The 17,996-nt window shown below is 37.4% G+C and carries 18 protein-coding genes and 1 other annotated feature; of the genes, 17 read left to right on the top strand and 1 reads right to left on the bottom strand.

The window, feature by feature from the left end:
• Positions 1–121: 121 nt before the first annotated feature.
• The 6 genes from ACFYKT_RS02755 (at position 122) to ftsZ (ending at position 5,544) form a co-directional block, all read left to right on the top strand.
• The gene (locus tag ACFYKT_RS02755; protein ID WP_389215063.1) at positions 122–916 is read left to right on the top strand and encodes a cell division protein FtsQ/DivIB; all 795 of its coding nucleotides are present in this window, start codon (positions 122–124) and stop codon (positions 914–916) included.
• Positions 882–1,598 (top strand): DUF881 domain-containing protein, encoded by a 717-nt coding sequence (locus ACFYKT_RS02750; RefSeq protein ID WP_389215061.1) that lies wholly within the window; start codon positions 882–884, stop codon positions 1,596–1,598. The genes ACFYKT_RS02755 and ACFYKT_RS02750 overlap by 35 nt, the downstream gene beginning before the upstream one ends.
• A 107-nt stretch (positions 1,599–1,705) precedes the next feature.
• On the top strand, positions 1,706–2,437 hold the full coding sequence (locus ACFYKT_RS02745) for a DUF881 domain-containing protein (RefSeq protein WP_389215058.1): 732 nt from the start codon (positions 1,706–1,708) through the stop codon (positions 2,435–2,437).
• Positions 2,437–2,799: a small basic family protein gene (locus ACFYKT_RS02740; protein ID WP_389215056.1), complete on the top strand. Its 363-nt coding sequence runs from the start codon at positions 2,437–2,439 to the stop codon at positions 2,797–2,799. The genes ACFYKT_RS02745 and ACFYKT_RS02740 overlap by 1 nt, the downstream gene beginning before the upstream one ends.
• A 271-nt stretch (positions 2,800–3,070) precedes the next feature.
• A complete protein-coding gene (gene ftsA, locus ACFYKT_RS02735; protein WP_389215053.1) occupies positions 3,071–4,360 on the top strand; it encodes a cell division protein FtsA in 1,290 nt (429 codons plus the stop codon).
• 44 nt (positions 4,361–4,404) lie between these two features.
• Positions 4,405–5,544, top strand: coding sequence for a cell division protein FtsZ (gene ftsZ, locus ACFYKT_RS02730; RefSeq protein ID WP_389215050.1), 1,140 nt, complete (start codon positions 4,405–4,407; stop codon positions 5,542–5,544).
• Positions 5,545–5,627: 83 nt separating this feature from the next.
• Here ftsZ and hmpA read toward each other — a convergent pair whose 3' ends face one another.
• The gene (gene hmpA, locus ACFYKT_RS02725) at positions 5,628–6,857 is read right to left on the bottom strand and encodes an NO-inducible flavohemoprotein (protein WP_389215047.1); all 1,230 of its coding nucleotides are present in this window, start codon (positions 6,855–6,857) and stop codon (positions 5,628–5,630) included.
• 387 nt (positions 6,858–7,244) lie between these two features.
• On the opposite strand from hmpA, the gene spoIIGA reads away from it, so the two are divergent.
• The 11 genes from spoIIGA to ileS all read left to right on the top strand — a co-directional run bounded on the left by spoIIGA (position 7,245) and on the right by ileS (position 17,837).
• Positions 7,245–8,219: a sigma-E processing peptidase SpoIIGA gene (gene spoIIGA, locus ACFYKT_RS02720; protein WP_389215045.1), complete on the top strand. Its 975-nt coding sequence runs from the start codon at positions 7,245–7,247 to the stop codon at positions 8,217–8,219.
• Positions 8,220–8,536: 317 nt separating this feature from the next.
• Positions 8,537–9,256, top strand: a complete 720-nt coding sequence (gene sigE, locus ACFYKT_RS02715) for an RNA polymerase sporulation sigma factor SigE (RefSeq protein WP_389215043.1) — start codon at positions 8,537–8,539, stop codon at positions 9,254–9,256.
• Positions 9,257–9,473: 217 nt separating this feature from the next.
• Positions 9,474–10,253 (top strand): RNA polymerase sporulation sigma factor SigG, encoded by a 780-nt coding sequence (sigG, locus tag ACFYKT_RS02710; protein WP_389215040.1) that lies wholly within the window; start codon positions 9,474–9,476, stop codon positions 10,251–10,253.
• Between the two features lie 305 nt (positions 10,254–10,558).
• Positions 10,559–10,828: a YlmC/YmxH family sporulation protein gene (locus ACFYKT_RS02705; RefSeq protein WP_389215037.1), complete on the top strand. Its 270-nt coding sequence runs from the start codon at positions 10,559–10,561 to the stop codon at positions 10,826–10,828.
• Positions 10,829–10,905: 77 nt separating this feature from the next.
• Positions 10,906–11,733 (top strand): peptidoglycan editing factor PgeF, encoded by an 828-nt coding sequence (pgeF, locus tag ACFYKT_RS02700; protein ID WP_389215034.1) that lies wholly within the window; start codon positions 10,906–10,908, stop codon positions 11,731–11,733.
• The gene (locus ACFYKT_RS02695) at positions 11,730–12,407 is read left to right on the top strand and encodes a YggS family pyridoxal phosphate-dependent enzyme (RefSeq protein WP_389215031.1); all 678 of its coding nucleotides are present in this window, start codon (positions 11,730–11,732) and stop codon (positions 12,405–12,407) included. The genes pgeF and ACFYKT_RS02695 overlap by 4 nt, the downstream gene beginning before the upstream one ends.
• Positions 12,408–12,421: 14 nt before the next feature.
• Complete coding sequence (locus tag ACFYKT_RS02690) at positions 12,422–12,874, top strand: cell division protein SepF (RefSeq protein ID WP_389215029.1); 453 nt, start codon at positions 12,422–12,424, stop codon at positions 12,872–12,874.
• A 6-nt stretch (positions 12,875–12,880) separates the two neighbouring features.
• Positions 12,881–13,144, top strand: a complete 264-nt coding sequence (locus tag ACFYKT_RS02685; RefSeq protein WP_389215027.1) for a YggT family protein — start codon at positions 12,881–12,883, stop codon at positions 13,142–13,144.
• A gap of 67 nt (positions 13,145–13,211) precedes the next feature.
• The gene (locus ACFYKT_RS02680; protein ID WP_389215410.1) at positions 13,212–13,985 is read left to right on the top strand and encodes a YlmH family RNA-binding protein; all 774 of its coding nucleotides are present in this window, start codon (positions 13,212–13,214) and stop codon (positions 13,983–13,985) included.
• Positions 13,986–14,125: 140 nt separating this feature from the next.
• Positions 14,126–14,641, top strand: coding sequence for a DivIVA domain-containing protein (locus ACFYKT_RS02675; RefSeq protein ID WP_389215024.1), 516 nt, complete (start codon positions 14,126–14,128; stop codon positions 14,639–14,641).
• A 48-nt stretch (positions 14,642–14,689) separates the two neighbouring features.
• Positions 14,690–14,960: a binding site (T-box leader), on the top strand.
• Between the two features lie 105 nt (positions 14,961–15,065).
• Positions 15,066–17,837 (top strand): isoleucine--tRNA ligase, encoded by a 2,772-nt coding sequence (gene ileS, locus ACFYKT_RS02670; protein ID WP_389215021.1) that lies wholly within the window; start codon positions 15,066–15,068, stop codon positions 17,835–17,837.
• The last annotated feature ends 159 nt before the right edge of the window (positions 17,838–17,996 follow it).

Genomic DNA, 17,996 nt, shown 5'->3' with positions numbered 1-17,996 from the left:
ATTATACTCTAAGATCATTGATTTTTTACTTGAATAGATAGACGGCATGTTCTGACGTGCCGTTGTTTTCTCAATTAAAAAATACGTGGGAAATGGACAGGCAGTGGTGAGGTGAAAATGAATGGAAAAAGGGAAAATAGTTTCTTTAGAGGATCGGATTCCTAAACTTAAACAACAAAGACGCAAAAAAGCGAACAGAAGACTAATTCTATTACTTATTTTATTTTTTTCGCTCATAGTTTTTATTGTTTATTTTCAATCACCTTTAAGTCATGTAAATAAAATAGAGGTTTTAGGAAACTCTGTTTATAGCAATGATGAATTACTTGCGGCGACAGGTCTTACAAAAAAAACTAATATTTGGAATGTAGAAAAGGCGGAAATTGAGGCTAAACTAAAAAAGTTGCCTGAATTAAAATCTGCGAGCATCCAAATACAACTACCTAATACCGTTTCCATTGCAGTAAAGGAATATAAACGTATTGCTTACATAAAGAAAGAGAAGTATTACTTGCCTGTAAATGAAAAGGGGAAAATACTTAAGGACACTGGCAAGGATGAGGGGATACCGGCCAATGCGCCTATACTTATCGGTTTTTCGGAAGGAAATGTTCTGAACAAGATGATAGAAGAGCTTGGGATTCTACCTGAAGAAGTATTAAATTCTATTTCAGAGATTCACCATTCCCCAACGAAAACAGATACATATCATGTGACACTTTTTATGAATGATGGTTTTGAGGTAAGTGCAACAATAAGAAGTTTTTCTGATAAAATGGCTCACTATCCTTCTATCGTAAGTCAATTAGATCCAGCGAAGGAAGGCGTGATCGATATGGAAGTCGGCTCTTATTTTAAAGCTTATGAACAAGAGGGAGCAGATGAGGTTGAAGAAGAAACTGAAGGTGAAGGGTAATCATGTCATCTTTTCATTAGTTTTTTTGGTACTGGGCTATATCATTGCTTTTTCCTATCACGTTACCCAAAGTGAGAGTGAGAATACAGCCATTACAGGAAAACAATGGGACAGGGACTTGGATCTTCGCAATCAATTAGTCGATTTGGAAAAGAAAAATCTTGCTTTACAGCAAGAACTCCATGAAAAGCAAGAACGAGTTCGGGAAATAGAAAATGAGCTTTCACAAGAAGCACAAGTTTATTTTAATCTTGCGGAAGATGCTGAAAAATTAAGAATGTATCTAGGGAAAATTGGTGTGGAAGGGCAAGGCGTTGAAGTGACACTAGCTGATGGCGCCTATAACCCAGATGAAGAAAATATTAATAATTATATTGTTCACGAGCACCATGTATTTAAAGTCATTAACGAATTATATATTTCAGGTGCTTCAGCTATTGCCATAAATGGACAACGGCTATCACATAACTCATATATTCAATGTAATGGTCCTGTCATAGAAATTGATGGCTATCAGCATCCCGCCCCATTCGTCATTACTGCTATAGGAGATGCTGAGGTTTTGTCTTCGGCATTAAACTTAACGGGTGGAGTGAAGGATTCCTTAGTAAATGAAAATATTCAATTTACGTTAGAAAAAAGCGCAGAAATTCGAATGGAACCTTTATTGCAGACAAGTTAATAGAAGGCAAATGGAGTCCTACTGAATGTGGTGACACCATTGCATTTTTTAGTTATCTAAGATAACGTCCACTTTTTATATTAAGTTTGGAAAGCAAGGTGGAAAATGTGGACAGAAAGAAATATTTCAGTTTTACGCTTATAGCGATTGTTATTGGTTTTATGATTGCTATTCAATTCAGGACGATGAAAGAACCAGAAGTTCGGGATACGCGTGATACATGGCAGCTTCGGGAAGATATATTGAAAGAAAATGAACTTCAGCTGAAACTAATTCGTGAAGTTCGCTCACATGAAGAGAAAATTGCTAAATATGAAACAGAACTTAAACAAAGCAAGGAACAGGTATTAAGAGATACGCTGGAGGAATTAAAAGAAGAGGCAGGACTTTCTGAAGTAAAAGGGTATGGCATCATCTTACAAATTGAGCCAGTTATTGAAGAATTGCTTATCGGCAAAATTGTTTCGAATGTCTCTCCAGACCTGTTAAAAAGACTAGTAAATGAGCTGAATATGTATGAAGCATTACATATATCAATTGATAATCAGCGTGTCATAAATACGACTGTCATCCGAGATATTAATAGCGAAACAAAAATAGATGGTCATTCAATTACCAAATTGCCATTCGAAATTAAGGTCATTGCTGAAGATTTAAAAGCAGCAGAGAAGCTATATAATCGGATGCAAGTTTCTAAATCAGCCGATGAATTTTTTGTGGACAACCTAAGGGTGAAAGTAATAAAGCCAGAAGGAATAATAACAATCCCAGCCTATCAAAATTCGATTAGAGTTAGGGATATGAAGCCTGTAGATCCTGATAAAGGAGGCAGATCATAATGTGGCTTCCTATCTTAGGATTAATCTTAGGAGTCATTCTTGGTTTGTTAACCGAGATTAAAGTTGCTGAGGAATATGCAGATTATTTGTCAATTGCCGTGCTTGCAGGGCTTGATACACTATTTGGCGGAATCCGAGCTCACTTGCAAAATATATATGATGAAAAGGTCTTTGTCTCAGGATTCTTTTTCAATATATTACTTGCTGCAGGTTTGGCTTTTCTAGGTGTCCATCTTGGTGTAGACTTATATTTAGCTGCAGTATTTGCATTTGGGGTAAGATTATTCCAAAATATTGCTGTTATAAGAAGGATCATATTAACGAAATGGACAGTTAATAAGGAAAAAACAGAAAAAAATTAATTTTTAAAAAGGGAATAGGATAGTTTTGACGAATAATTTTATTATTAAATAGAATAAATAAATTAATTTAAGGGTGAATCGGAGTAGAAATGACATATTTTAGCTTTTTTATTAGAGTTTCGCCTCCGATCCTACCTTTTATCATATTATTAATTCTAAAATTTTAAGAAAACCTATTTTATATAGGGGTTTTTATACAACTATAAGTTAAAATAAATTAACACACAAAACATTGTTAAATTATTGAAATGCAAAAAGGAGGTGCCAGAGAATGAACAGCAATGAAATATATGTAAGTCTTGACATCGGTACATCCAGTGTAAAAGTTATCATTGGGGAAATGGTCAATGACTCTTTAAATATTATTGGTGTCGGCAGTGTACAATCCGAAGGTTTAAGAAAAGGAGCCATTGTCGATATAGATGAAACCGTTCATTCGATAAGGAAAGCCATTGAGCAGGCTGAAAGAATGATAGGAATGGAAATTACTAGTGTGATAGTTGGAATTACAGGGAATCATGTCATGCTTCAACCTTCACATGGTGTTGTTGCTGTATCAAGTGAGAACAGGGAAATATCTGATGAGGATGTAGCTAGAGTCATTGATGCAGCACAAGTAGTTTCAATTCCACCAGAAAGAGATATTATTGATGTCATACCAAAGCAGTTTATTGTCGATGGATTAGATGAGATAAGCGATCCTCGTGGTATGATTGGGGTACGTCTCGAAATGGAAGGAACAATTATTACGGGGTCTAAGACCATTCTACATAATACATTACGTTGTGTTGAACGTGCTGGCCTTGATATTGTTGATATTACCCTGCAGCCTTTAGCTGCTGGAGCATATGCACTATCAAAAGATGAAAAGAATCTTGGTGTGGCCCTTATCGATATTGGAGGAGGTTCAACAACCATCGCCTTATTCGAACAAGGGATTCTAAAAGCAACAAGTGTTCTGCCTGTTGGCGGAGACCATATTACGAAGGATTTATCCATAGGACTTCGTACTTCCACTGAGGACGCTGAAAAGATAAAAACGAAGTATGGCTATGCTTTCTATGATCATGCATCAGAGGATGAAGTTTTCAGTGTTCCGATTATCGGTAGTGATCAGCATCAGCAATTCAATCAGTTGGAGATATCCGATATTATTGAAGCACGTATGGAAGAGATCTTTGACCTCATCCAAAATGAAATAAGACGTCTTGGTGCGGATGATCTGCCTGGCGGTTATGTGCTTTCAGGTGGAGTTGCAAATACACAAGGAATTCTTGAATTAGCACAAGATGTGTTTCAAAATCGGGTTCGGATCGCCATACCAGATTATATTGGTGTTCGCGAGCCACAATATACGACAGCAGTTGGGTTAATTAAGTTTGCATATAAAAATGCAAAGCTGCAAGGCAGGAATATGGGGGGAGGATCCCCAGTCAGTACACAGGAAATAAAAGAAAAGCGCGTACAAAAACAACCGCAACCGAAAACAAAGCCGGAAAAACAACCGGAAGAAAAAATTACATCAAGAGTGAAGAAGTTCCTCGGATACTTTTTTGAGTAGAAAATGGTGTTCTTTGGAGCATCGACGAATTAGGAGGATTTGTCATGTTGGAATTTGATACTAATTTAGATTCATTAGCAACGATTAAAGTCATCGGCGTTGGCGGCGGCGGTAACAACGCGGTTAACCGAATGATCGAACATGGTGTACTAGGTGTAGAGTTCATTGCTGTTAATACAGATGCTCAAGCCTTAAATCTATCAAAAGCTGAAGTGAAAATGCAAATTGGCGGCAAGCTAACCCGTGGTCTAGGAGCTGGTGCTAATCCTGAAGTTGGAAAGAAGGCAGCAGAAGAAAGTAAAGAACAGTTAGAAGAAGTGCTAAGAGGGGCAGACATGGTATTTGTCACAGCTGGAATGGGTGGAGGTACTGGAACAGGTGCAGCACCAGTCATTGCACAAATTGCCCGTGGTCTAGGAGCTTTAACAGTAGGTGTTGTCACACGTCCATTCACATTTGAAGGCCGTAAGCGTTCAACACAAGCCGCAGGTGGAATTGCTTCAATGAAAGAAGCAGTAGATACACTTATTGTTATACCAAATGATCGTTTATTGGAAATCGTTGATAAAAGTACACCAATGCTTGAAGCTTTCCGCGAAGCAGATAATGTTCTTCGTCAAGGTGTACAAGGCATCTCAGACTTAATTGCTACTCCGGGACTTATCAATCTTGATTTTGCTGATGTAAAAACAATTATGTCTAATCAAGGATCAGCGCTTATGGGGATTGGTATTGCTGCTGGTGAAAATCGTGCAGCAGAAGCGGCAAAGAAAGCTATTTCCTCTCCGCTTCTTGAAAAGTCTATAGATGGTGCTCAAGGTGTTCTAATGAACATTACAGGCGGATCTAACTTAAGCTTATACGAGGTTCAGGAAGCTGCTGATATCGTTGCAACGGCATCTGACCAAGATGTAAACATGATCTTTGGTTCTGTTATTAACGAGGAATTAAATGATGAAATCGTAGTGACAGTGATAGCTACTGGGTTTAATGAAGAAGTAGCTCAAGTGAAGCAGCCTCGTCCATCTTTTGGGCAGCAGAAGCCTGCTGTCGTCGGGACAGTCAAGCGGGAACAGAAACGGGAAGAGACACCTCACGAACCAGTGAGAAATACACAATCCCACCAAACGGATGAAACATTGGATATCCCAACTTTCTTACGCAATCGCAATCGAAGAAGATAAACTAAAATAAAGAAATGCTTTCTTATCTCATAATAAAAGGACATGCCCTCTAAAGCCGGCATGTCCTTTTTAATATTCTGGAATTATATTAGTTCTGGCTCTTTTAATTCCATTGCTGGACCAAAGAACTCATAGCGGATATTTTCCTTTTTGAATCCTGCTTCGATCAATGCTTCATACATGGCTTGCATAAAGACGACCGGGCCGCACATATAAACGATTGCTTCTTTATCGCTTACGATGCTTTTTAGCCAATCTCCAGTAATAAAGCCTTCTTTGTTGTATTTTTTTGCTTCTTTATCAAGTGCTGTCGGTTTTTCATAACATACATAACTAGTAATATATTCGTTATTGCTCTCAATCTGCTTGACCTCATCTGAGAATGCATGAAGATTCCCATTAATAGCTGCATGAACAAAAATTGTTTGTTGTTTCGTATCTGCTAATTGATTAAGCATGCTGAGCATTGGTGTAATGCCAACTCCACCACTAAGAAGCAGTGTTGATTTTTCACTGTTTTCCTCTAATACAAACTCTCCGGCAGGTGCGCTAATCTCAATAATGTCTCCTTCTTTTACTTGAGTATGCAAATAGGTAGAGACAACACCTGCAGGCTTATTATTAATTGGATCTTCTCTCTTAACTGAAATTCGATAATATTCTTTATTAGGAGAGGTAGATAAGCTGTATTGACGTATATGTGAATATGTTTCTCCAGGAATATTTGAAAGTTTAAGGCTAATGTATTGTCCAGGAATATAGTCTGTAATTTCCCTTCCATCTGTAGGCTTGAAGTAGAAAGATTTAATGACATCACTTTCTTGGACTATTTTCTCAACTTTGAAGCTTCTAAAATCCTTCCAGCCACCTTGTCTGTTTTCAGCATTTTCATACATATCTTTTTCCACGTTAATAAAAGCATCTGCGATGACACCGTATGCCTTTGCCCACGCATCAATAATGTCTTCAGTAGCAGCCTCTTGAAGGACTTCTTTAATGGCTAATAGTAAATGCTCACCAACAATTGGATAATGTTCAGGTTTAATACCTAAAGAGCGGTGTTTATGAGCAATTTGTGTTACGACTGGGAAAATCATATCAAGCTGATCAATATATTTTGCTGCAGCATATACTGTGCTGGCTAGAGCTTTTTGCTGACGTCCTTGTTTTTGATTCGCATGGTTAAAGATATTTAATAATTCTGGATGATTCTTGAACATTAATTCATAGAAGACTTTTGTGATTGATTCACCATGTTGTTCCAATACGGGAACAGTACTTTTAATAATATCGATTGTTTTTTGTTCTAACATGCTGCAAAACTCCTTTTTTCTATTTTCCCTGTTATTATAGTGAAAATAAAACAAGCTATCTGTGATTTAGATCACACATCTTACATAGGAAGATTGCTAACTGTACTCTTAAAAAGGATAAATATTGACAAAATACGAAGGGAATAGTGAAAATTTCTGTTGTTTTCATTACAGAAAGTGACACACTCCATCTATTGTTCTAAGCTATACTTTTTTTAACAGATTGATAGGCAGATAAAGTGAAACTTTCATAAGAGAGGGTTCTTTCATCCCTATCTTTGCTTCTTTGTTTCTTTGACTTCCTTTCAGGAGGGGTACTGTCCATTAATCCGCCATAAATAGAAAACAAATTCTTTAGGCGTTCTCTAATATAAAGGAGGAAGATGATTGGAGGTTTATTTAGATGTTATATGGGCTTTGAATTTTTTATTTGACAGCCTCCTCCTTTATTTGACAGCTATTATATTAAAAAGGGATATTCGGCACTGGAGACTTTTAGCGGGGGGCTTTATAGGCTCAATCATTATTCTATTATCGATCACCCCTTTAAATGCCTATTCAGGGCATCCAATATCTAAATGTCTTTTTTCGATTCTAATGATATTGGCTGCATTTGGATTTAAGCGTTTCCGTTATTTTCTTAGTGGATTATTAACTTTCTATTTAACTACATTTTTAATCGGTGGATCAATAATTGGTGTCCATTATTTTATAAATTTTGATTTGGAGCTTTCTACAACAGTCTTGCTTGCAAATGTGAAAGGGTTTGGTGATCCGATTAGCTGGTTATTCGTTATTATTGGCTTTCCGATTGCCTGGCATTTATCTAAGCGAAATACAGAAGGGATTGAAATGATAAAAATTCAATATGACTCCTTAGTTAATGTCAGGGTTACGATAAATGGGATGACTTATCATTTTAAAGGCTTAGTTGATAGCGGGAATCAATTATATGATCCCATTACAAAAATGCCTGTCATGTTTATTTCGATAAAGAAGAGACTAGCAGATTTCCCAGAGCAGCTTGTCAAAATAGCGCAGGATCCTGAAAAGATTATTCTCGGCAATGAAGAAATATCAGCCGAATGGGAGCATCGAATGCGAGTGATCCCATATAGTGTTGTTGGACAAGAACATCAACTAATTGTTGCAATCAAACCGGATGCGATACACATTGAAAAGGAAGAAGCATTCTATCAGGTTGAGAAAGGTCTCATCTCCTTTTCGGTACAGCAGCTTTCAGCAGACGATGCCTTTCAATGCATCGTCCACCCAAAAATGCTCACAGGGACAAGAAAAGCGGAAGCATCTCGGTCAGCCCCGACAAGCGCTGGAGGCCCTGACAGTGAAGTCGCCCTTTGACTTCGATGTCAGGGGCGAAGCGACTCGAGGGGCTAGGTGCTGGAGCTAGACAGAAGAAAAGCGGAAGCACCTCGGTCAGCTCCGACAAGCGCTGGAGGCCCGGGCAGTAAAGTCGCCCTTTAAATTAAGCTCTTAAAAAGATTGTTGTTTTTTGAATAAGTTTTGTGCATGAAAACTGTTGCAAAACTAGTTGGTTGATTGGAGCGAGCAGCCTGAAGCGGAAATCAACCTCTACTCACTTCTTATTAATTAGCAACAAAGTTTGCGAAATTAACCTTAAAGTATAATGAAATTTAATTTACAGAGGAGGACATTTCATGAAAAGCCTAAAACTTCGCATGTCATACTATTGGTATAAACTATTAATGAAACTCGGTCTAAAAACAGATGAAGTATTTTACATTGGTGGAAGTGAAGCGCTGCCTCCTCCTTTAAGCAAAGAAGAAGAGGAAGTATTATTAGAAAAACTTCCAAATGGAGACAAGGCGGCAAGGTCTATCCTTATCGAAAGAAACCTGCGACTAGTCGTCTATATCGCTAGAAAATTTGAAAACACGGGTATTAATATAGAGGATTTAATTAGTATTGGCACAATAGGGCTAATAAAGGCTGTAAATACATTTAATCCTGAAAAGAAAATTAAGCTGGCTACATACGCGTCTCGGTGTATAGAGAATGAAATCTTAATGTACTTAAGAAGAAATAATAAAATTCGCTCAGAAGTATCTTTTGATGAACCGTTAAATATTGATTGGGACGGGAATGAGTTATTATTATCAGATGTGCTTGGAACGGAAGAAGATATTATTACCAAGGATATTGAAGCGAATGTAGATAAGAAGCTTCTCTCTAAGGCGTTGCATCAGCTATCTGACCGAGAAAAACAGATTATGGAGCTGCGGTTTGGCCTTGGAACTGGAGAAGAAAAAACTCAAAAGGATGTGGCAGATATGCTTGGGATATCTCAATCCTATATTTCCAGATTAGAAAAAAGGATTATTAAAAGATTGAAAAAGGAATTTAATAAAATGGTATGAAGCTAAATCTTTCATTTGGCTACTCTCCGAAATAAATTTCATTGTAAATAAATTATTTTTCTAAAAATATTTTTCGTGATAAAGTGGCTAAAAATTGCTTGTTTTTACAACGTTTTTCCATTTCTCTCCTTTTGGATGACATTATGCATGTGCATATTTTTCCTTCTCAAGGAAATACTGTTTTTTGTACAGCAGCTCCTGTAAGGAGGGAAAAGGATTGACTCGAAATAAAGTAGAAATTTGCGGTGTTGATACTTCAAAGCTTCCAGTATTGAAAAACGAAGAAATGAGAGAGCTCTTCAAGCAAATGCATAAGGGGGATATATCCGCTCGGGAAAAACTCGTCAACGGAAATTTACGTCTCGTACTAAGTGTCATTCAACGTTTTAATAACAGAGGCGAATTTGTTGATGATCTATTCCAGGTCGGCTGTATCGGTCTAATGAAATCTATTGATAATTTTGATTTAGGTCAAAACGTGAAGTTTTCCACCTATGCTGTTCCCATGATCATTGGGGAGATTCGAAGATATTTGCGTGATAATAATCCAATCCGCGTCTCTCGTTCTTTAAGGGATATTGCTTATAAGGCATTGCAGGTGAGAGAACGATTAATGAGTAAAACATCGAAGGAGCCAACTGCTGCTGAAATTGCGAAAGAACTTGATGTCCCCCATGAGGAAATTGTTTTTGCACTAGATGCAATTCAGGATCCGGTCTCCTTATTCGAACCCATCTACAATGATGGAGGAGATCCGATTTATGTAATGGATCAATTAAGTGATGAAAAAAATAAAGATATTCAATGGATTGAAGAAATTGCTTTAAAAGAAGGGATGAGAAGGCTAAACGAACGAGAAAAGATGATTCTAAGAAAGCGATTTTTCCAAGGGAAAACACAAATGGAAGTCGCTGAGGAAATTGGAATTTCACAAGCACAAGTATCAAGACTTGAAAAAGCCGCTATTAAACAAATGAATAAGAATATTCAGAGCTAAAGCTGCCATTATGGCAGCTTTTTGTGTTTGTCTAGGAAATTGTAAACCTGGATGTTGTGGATAACTTTGCGACAAGTTTGTCTGCGTTCAGCTCCAGCACCTACCCCCTCGAGGTCACAAGTCAATCCTCCCAGAAAGGTAAAGGACACCTTTCCGTGAGGCTCGTCTTGTGCTTGTCGGGGGTGATCAAGGTGCTTGCGCATTTGTATTGTTAATCAACAGTCATAAAATTCCACCTATAGATAACAATAATTTTGCTGATGCAATCATATAGTTAAATAGAGAAACAAGTGGGGGTGGGAGTAATGATTAAAATCTCTGAATTCCAATTGAAAGATGTCGTCAATGTCTCCAATGGCAAGAAGCTGGGGAATATAGGTGATATTGATATAAATATTCAGACAGGAAAAATTGATGCTGTTATTATTGGGGGAACAGGGAAGGTATTAGGATTTTTTGGACGTGATGAAGATATTGTTATTCCTTGGAAAAATATATTGAAAATTGGTGAAGATGTCATTTTGGTTCGTCATAAAGATATAAGTGTGTTGAATGATGTGAATGAAGATACATAATTGTGTCTTTTAACTGTGAAGCTGTTGATTGATATGGTAAACTAAAGAAAATATATGTAGAGGCTGAGGTTTATTTCATGGAACCATTTATTTTGAAAAATGCTGAGTTTTTTCTCATAAAAGAATGGATGGAACGTTTCCCTGATTTAGTAGCGGGATTTACGTGTAAAAGTGGAGGGGTGAGTGAAGCTCATTTTTCCACGATGAATGTTGGGCTGCATGTAAACGATTCGTTCGAAGCTGTTAGCCAAAATCGGAAGCATATGGCTGATTTACTCGGTTATCCTCTTAACAGTTGGATTGGTGCTGAACAAACACATGAAGCAAGCATTGTAAAAGTATCTAAGGAGCATGCAGGAAAAGGTGCTCTGCTTTATGAAGAGTCATTTAAACGAACGGATGGGTTCTATTCGATTGATCAGGGGATTTTATTAACGCTTTGTTTTGCTGATTGTGTTCCCCTCTATTTTTGTCATGAAAAGTCGAGGGCGATTGGGACGGCGCATGCAGGATGGAAGGGTACTGTTAACGGGATAGCTGAGGAAATGGTGAGATTATATCAAAAGGAAGGGATAGATGAAAAGGAAATTCATGTGATCATCGGTCCTTCTATTTGCCATAATTGTTATATTGTTGATGAACAAGTGATATCTTTAGTTCAAAATAGACTAGAAGATCTTGAAAATAAACCATATAATCATATCAAAGATAATCAGTACAAACTGGATTTAAAACAAGTAAATAAAGAGATCCTCTTAAAAGCAGGAATTCTAGAAGAAAATATACAAGTATCTAATTTATGTACCAGCTGTCATGAAGAGCATTTTTTCTCTCATCGAAGAGATAAAGGGAAAACAGGGAGAATGATGAGTTTTATCGGCTGGAAGGAGGATTTACAGGTTTGAAGGTAAAGGATAAACTGAAGATAATTCAAGGGAACATTCAAGAGGCTTGTGAAAAGTCCAATCGTAATCCTGAGGAGATAACAGTTATTGCTGTTACGAAATATGTAACGATAGATAGAGCGGCAGAAGCTGTAGAAGCTGGTGTTGTCCATTTAGGAGAAAATCGGGATGAAGGCCTTTTGGCTAAGCAGGAAGTGTTAAGGGACAAGCCGATATGGCATTTTATCGGTTCATTACAAACGCGCAAAGTAAAAAATATTATTAATCAAGTGGATTATATTCATTCCTTGGATAGACTGTCTCTCGCTATAGAAGTGAATAAAAGAGCTCAGAAACAAATAAATTGTTTTGTGCAAGTGAATGTTTCTGGCGAGGAATCGAAGCAAGGACTTTCTTATGAAGAAGTGACTGATTTTGTAATGAGTCTAAAGGATTATGAAAAAATTCGAATTTGCGGACTTATGACAATGGCTCCCTTAACAGCAAATGAAAGTATGCTGCGTTCTTGTTTTCGAAGCCTGAAAGAATTACAGTGTAAAATCCAAAATTTAAAACTTGAAAATGCACCATGTACTGAGCTTTCAATGGGTATGTCGAATGACTATATGATTGCTATTGAAGAGGGTGCGACAATGGTACGGATCGGTACCGCTTTAGTTGGTGAAGAGGAGTAGGAGGGTGGCAAAAAATGAGTATAAAATCAAAATTTAAAACATTTTTCTTTCTAGATGATGAATACGACGATAATGAGGAGGAAATCTTCGAGGAAGAAAAAGAGCCTGTTAGACAAACGCATACACAAACACAAAAACAGCCAGCAGCGAAAAATAATATAGTAAGTCTGCAAAGTGTACAAAAATCTTCTAAAATGGTCTTAGTTGAGCCACGTGTATATGCAGAGGCACAGGATATTTCAGACCAGTTAAAGAATAGACGCGCAGTGGTTGTTAATTTACAGCGAATTGAAAAGGATCAGGCAAAGCGAATTGTTGACTTTTTGAGTGGGACTGTTTATGCAATTGGCGGAGATATTCAAAAGGTTGGGACAGATATATTTCTATGTACACCTGATAATATTGAAATCTCAGGAAATATATCGCAAATGATTCAGGAACAAGATTTTGAAAATACGAGGTGGTAGCATTTAATGGATACTTTATTTGGTATTTTATCAAATTTAATTTGGCTTTACTCTTGGGCATTAATTATTTACATTCTATTATCGTGGTTTCCAAATGCAAAGGAATCAGGAATCGGCCAGTTTTTAGCGAGGATTTGTGAGCCATATTTAGAGCCGTTTAGGAAAATTATTCCTCCACTTGGCATGATCGATATATCTCCAATTGTTGCTATTCTAGTTCTTCGCTTTGCAACAAGTGGATTAAGGCAGCTTTTCCTTTGGATTGGATAATATAGCTAAAAAGACTGGGCTTTTAATAAAGGCCCTTTTATTTTTCTAAGAAGGGATTGTTTCTATGATGACAATCTATCAGCATTTTCGTCCGGAGGAAAAGGAATTTATAGATCAGGTACTCAACTGGAAGAACATCGTGGAGGATTCTTATGCTCCTAAGCTAACCGATTTTCAAGATCCGAGAGAACAAGAAATCGTAAGGTCGATCATTGGTAGTCAAGCAGACGTGAAGGTGGAATGGTTTGGTGGTACTCTTGCTTCCGAACGGAAACGCGCCTTTATTTTTCCGGATTATTTTCAATACGAGGAAGATGATTTTCAAATTTCCCTATTTGAATTAGACTATCCAAAAAAGTTTATTACACTCGAGCACCCTCAAGTGCTGGGAAGCTTAATGTCCCTTGGACTCAAAAGGGGAAAGTTTGGTGATATTCTTGTGGATGAAGATAGAATACAGTTTTTTGTTTCGCAGGATGTGGAAGAATACATCGGTTCCCAATTAGAATCTGTTGGGAGAGCCTCTGTTAGTATTAGAAAGCTTCCACTTGCAAATGCGATTCAATCGAAAGAGAGCTGGCAAGAAACATCCGTTATCTCTTCTTCTCTTCGATTAGACACTGTTATTTCTGCTATTTATAATCTATCGAGGCAAAAATCTCAAATCTATATTCAGCAAGGGCTTGTTAAAGTAAATTGGACTTTAGTTGAAAATGCAGCTTTTGAGTGCCGAGAGTATGATATGATTTCTGTAAGAGGCTTTGGCCGTTCAAAAATTATCTCTCTTGAAGGTAAGACGAAGAGAGATAAATGGAAAGTTACTGTAGGGAAAGTGAAATAAGTACGAATAGGAAATGACAATGGTATTGTGCAGCTGATATCTATTCCTTTGCAAAAAAAGTTTTCAATATGGAAGGAATATGCTGTAAGTTGTCGAATTATTGTTTTATACATAAAGAAGGATTTTGGGAGGTGGCTATAATGCCATTAACGCCGTTAGATATTCATAATAAAGAATTCAGCAAAGGATTCCGCGGGTATGATGAAGACGAGGTCAATGAATTTCTTGACCAAGTAATTAAAGATTATGAAATTGTTATCCGTGAAAAAAAAGAATTAGAAGAAAAACTTAATGATTCAAACGATCGTATTGGCCATTTTACAACGATTGAAGAAACATTACATAAATCAATTGTTGTGGCCCAGGAAGCAGCTGAAGATGTGAGGAGAAATGCACAAAAGGAAGCTAAGCTCATCATTAAAGAAGCTGAAAAAAACGCGGACAGAATTGTTAACGAATCCTTATCAAAGGCAAGAAAAATTGCGCTTGAAATCGAAGAGCTGAAGAAGCAATCGAAAGTATTTAGAACACGTTTCAAAATGCTAATTGAAGCTCAGTTAGATTTATTAAATAATGATGATTGGGATCATCTTCTTGAATATGAGCTTGATGCAACCGAATTAAAATCAGCGCAAGAAGAAGATTCATTGGCTTGACGAAAGTGAAATAAATGCATATAATTTTAAAACAAAGTAAATTATGAATTATTAACGATGAGAGGGACAGTACAATATTTAATAGCTTTTTTCAGTGCATAGATCTTTTTGCTCTTGCTCTGTTAGCGATCTGGGGATGGTGAAAGCCCAGAATAAGCGAAATATTGGAAGATCACCCTTGAGTTCCTTGCTGAACATTCTTCTTGGATCATTAAGTAAAGGCGAATCATTCACGTTAAGAATGCTTGAGCGGATGGAAAATAAGTATTTCTGTCTACAAGGGTGGTACCGCGGGAGATAAAACCTTCTCGTCCCTTTTTTTGGGGATGAGAAGGTTTTTTGTATTCTCTGGAAGAGTTTTTAAGTTTTATTGTGTATAAAAATGGTAATCATGGAGTTAGTGAGAACAACGGGAGGAATAGATATGGATTACAAAGATACGTTATTAATGCCAAAAACAGAATTTCCAATGCGAGGCAATTTACCGAAGCGCGAGCCAGAAATCCAAGCTAAATGGGAAGAAATGAATATTTATCAGAAAGTACAGGAACATACAAAGGGACGCCCAATGTTCGTATTGCATGATGGACCTCCATATGCAAACGGAGATATCCACATGGGTCACGCTTTAAATAAAATTCTAAAAGATATGATTGTACGTCATAAATCAATGACTGGCTACAATGCTCCATATGTTCCAGGCTGGGATACACATGGACTTCCAATCGAACAGGCATTAACGAATAAAGGCGTCAAACGTAAGGAAATGACTGTTGCTGAGTTCCGTAAACTTTGTGAAGAGTATGCATATGGACAAATCGATAGCCAGCGCACGCAATTTAAACGTCTAGGTGTTAGAGGCGACTGGGAAAATCCTTACATTACTTTAAAGCCAGAATATGAAGCACAGCAAATTAAAGTATTCGGAGACATGGCGAAGAAAGGCTATATTTACAAAGGATTAAAGCCTGTTTATTGGTCTCCATCATCTGAATCAGCATTAGCAGAGGCTGAAATTGAATATAAAGATAAGCGTTCACCTTCTATCTATGTAGGGTTTAAAGTGAAGGATGGCAAAGATGTTCTCGATCAAGATACGCAGATTGTTATCTGGACAACAACCCCTTGGACGATTCCTGCGAACTTAGGAATTTCGGTCCACCCAGAGTTAAATTATGTTGTTGTTGAAGAGAAGGGCAATAAATACCTTGTAGCTGAAGATTTATTAGCATCAGTAGCAAAGGAAATGGATTGGGAAAATCCTCAGACTGTTAAAACAGTTAAAGGCAGTGAGTTAGAGTATATCCGTGCAGCACATCCACTTTATGATCGTGATTCACTTGTCATGCTTGGAGAACATGTAACAACTGACGCAGGTACTGGATGTGTTCATACAGCGCCTGGACATGGAGAAGATGACTTCTATGTTGGTCAAAAATATGGTTTAGATGTATTATGTCCAGTCGATGACCGTGGGGTTATGACAAAAGAAGCTGAAGGCTTCGAAGGACTATTCTATGATGAAGCAAATAAGCCGATTACTGAAAAGCTTGAAGAAGTTGGCGCATTGCTTAAGCTTACTTTCTTCACGCATTCCTACCCACATGATTGGCGTACAAAGAAACCAGTAATCTACCGTGCAACTGCTCAATGGTTTGCATCGATTAAAGATTTCCGCAGTGATCTAATGGACGCAGTAAAAGAAACGAAATGGGTACCAGCATGGGGAGAAACAAGGCTATTTAACATGGTTCGTGACCGTGGTGATTGGTGTATCTCACGTCAACGTGTTTGGGGTGTACCGATTCCAGTATTTTATGCAGAAAACGGGGAAGCAATTATTACAGATGAGACAATTGATCATGTTTCTGCCCTTTTCCGTGAGCATGGTTCAAATATTTGGTTTGAGAAAGAAGCGAAAGAATTGCTTCCTGAAGGCTTTACACATTCAGGTAGCCCAAATGGCAAGTTTACGAAGGAAACGGATATTATGGACGTATGGTTTGATTCTGGTTCATCCCACCAGGCTGTACTCCTAGAGCGTGATGACCTGCAAAGACCTGCTGATTTATATTTAGAGGGCTCTGACCAATATCGCGGCTGGTTTAATTCATCCCTTTCAACTGCTGTAGCTGTAACAGGAAAAGCGCCATATAAAGGTGTTTTAAGCCATGGATTTGCTTTAGATGGTGAAGGAAGAAAGATGAGTAAATCAATTGGGAACGTTGTTGTTCCTTCTAAAGTTATGAACCAGCTAGGTGCCGATATTTTAAGATTATGGGTTGCTTCTGTAGATTATCAATCAGATGTACGTGTATCTGATCCAATTTTAAAGCAAGTGGCAGAGGTTTATCGCAAAATCCGTAATACATTCCGTTTCTTATTAGGAAACTTAGATGATTTTAATCCTGCTGAAAATGCAGTAGCATACGAGAATTTACGTGAAGTGGATCAGTTCATGCTCGTAAAATTAAATAAATTAATTAAAAATGTTCGTGATGCATATGACAATTACGAATTTGCAGGTATTTATCATGCAATCAATAATTTCTGTACATTAGATTTAAGTGCATTTTATCTCGATTTTGCCAAAGATATTCTATATATTGAAGGAAAAGACCAAGCAGATCGTCGAGCGATCCAAACGGTTTTATATGAGAGCTTACTTGCATTAACGAAATTAGTTGCACCAATTCTTTCTCATACAGCAGATGAGGTTTGGAGCTTTATTCCAACTGTTACGGAAGAAAGTGTACAATTAACCGATCTTCCAGAATATAAGGAACTTCCAAATGCTAAAGAACTAGAAGTGAAATGGACATCCTTCATGAAGCTTCGTGACGATGTATTAAAAGCATTAGAAGAGGCTCGTAATGAGAAAGTAATCGGTAAATCATTAACTGCAAAAGTAACATTATACGTAAATGACCAAGCAAAAGAATTACTTGATTCTATTGAAGAGAATTTACAACAGCTCTTTATCGTCTCTGGTTTCGAAGTTGCTGGAAAACTTGAAGATGCACCTGAAAATGCCATTAAATTTGAGAATTCAGCCATCGTTGTCTCAAAAGCTGAAGGTGAAACATGTGAGCGCTGCTGGACAGTAACACCAGAAGTAGGACAGGTGAAAGAATTCGAAACACTATGCCCACGTTGTGCAGACGTTGTAGAAAAAAATTATAGTCATCTCGTTTAATCCAAATAAGCCCCTGCTTCGGCAGGGGCTTTTAATTTTATATACATTTGTTAGTTTTGGAATAAGTTTTAAAAAAAGTTATTAACAAAAAAATATTGGTTGATTGGAGCGGAAGGCGTGAGACTCCTGCGGGAAGTGTGGGACAGCTGAGACCCCACA

The organism is Cytobacillus mangrovibacter (assembly GCF_042865275.1).
GTDB classification, from domain to species: Bacteria; Bacillota; Bacilli; order Bacillales; family Cytobacillaceae; genus Cytobacillus; species Cytobacillus mangrovibacter.
This window is presented reverse-complemented; position numbering and strand designations above follow the sequence as displayed.

Coding starts and splice junctions, on each gene's coding strand:
- ACFYKT_RS02755 (WP_389215063.1), top strand. CDS start 122: ATGGAAAAAGGGAAAATAGTTTCTTTAGAGGATCGGATTCCTAAACTT.
- ACFYKT_RS02750 (WP_389215061.1), top strand. CDS start 882: ATGAGGTTGAAGAAGAAACTGAAGGTGAAGGGTAATCATGTCATCTTT.
- ACFYKT_RS02740 (WP_389215056.1), top strand. CDS start 2,437: ATGTGGCTTCCTATCTTAGGATTAATCTTAGGAGTCATTCTTGGTTTG.
- ftsA (WP_389215053.1), top strand. CDS start 3,071: ATGAACAGCAATGAAATATATGTAAGTCTTGACATCGGTACATCCAGT.
- ftsZ (WP_389215050.1), top strand. CDS start 4,405: ATGTTGGAATTTGATACTAATTTAGATTCATTAGCAACGATTAAAGTC.
- hmpA (WP_389215047.1), bottom strand. CDS start 6,857: ATGTTAGAACAAAAAACAATCGATATTATTAAAAGTACTGTTCCCGTA.
- sigE (WP_389215043.1), top strand. CDS start 8,537: ATGAAAAGCCTAAAACTTCGCATGTCATACTATTGGTATAAACTATTA.
- ACFYKT_RS02705 (WP_389215037.1), top strand. CDS start 10,559: ATGATTAAAATCTCTGAATTCCAATTGAAAGATGTCGTCAATGTCTCC.
- pgeF (WP_389215034.1), top strand. CDS start 10,906: ATGGAACCATTTATTTTGAAAAATGCTGAGTTTTTTCTCATAAAAGAA.
- ACFYKT_RS02690 (WP_389215029.1), top strand. CDS start 12,422: ATGAGTATAAAATCAAAATTTAAAACATTTTTCTTTCTAGATGATGAA.
- ACFYKT_RS02685 (WP_389215027.1), top strand. CDS start 12,881: ATGGATACTTTATTTGGTATTTTATCAAATTTAATTTGGCTTTACTCT.
- ACFYKT_RS02680 (WP_389215410.1), top strand. CDS start 13,212: ATGACAATCTATCAGCATTTTCGTCCGGAGGAAAAGGAATTTATAGAT.
- ACFYKT_RS02675 (WP_389215024.1), top strand. CDS start 14,126: ATGCCATTAACGCCGTTAGATATTCATAATAAAGAATTCAGCAAAGGA.
- ileS (WP_389215021.1), top strand. CDS start 15,066: ATGGATTACAAAGATACGTTATTAATGCCAAAAACAGAATTTCCAATG.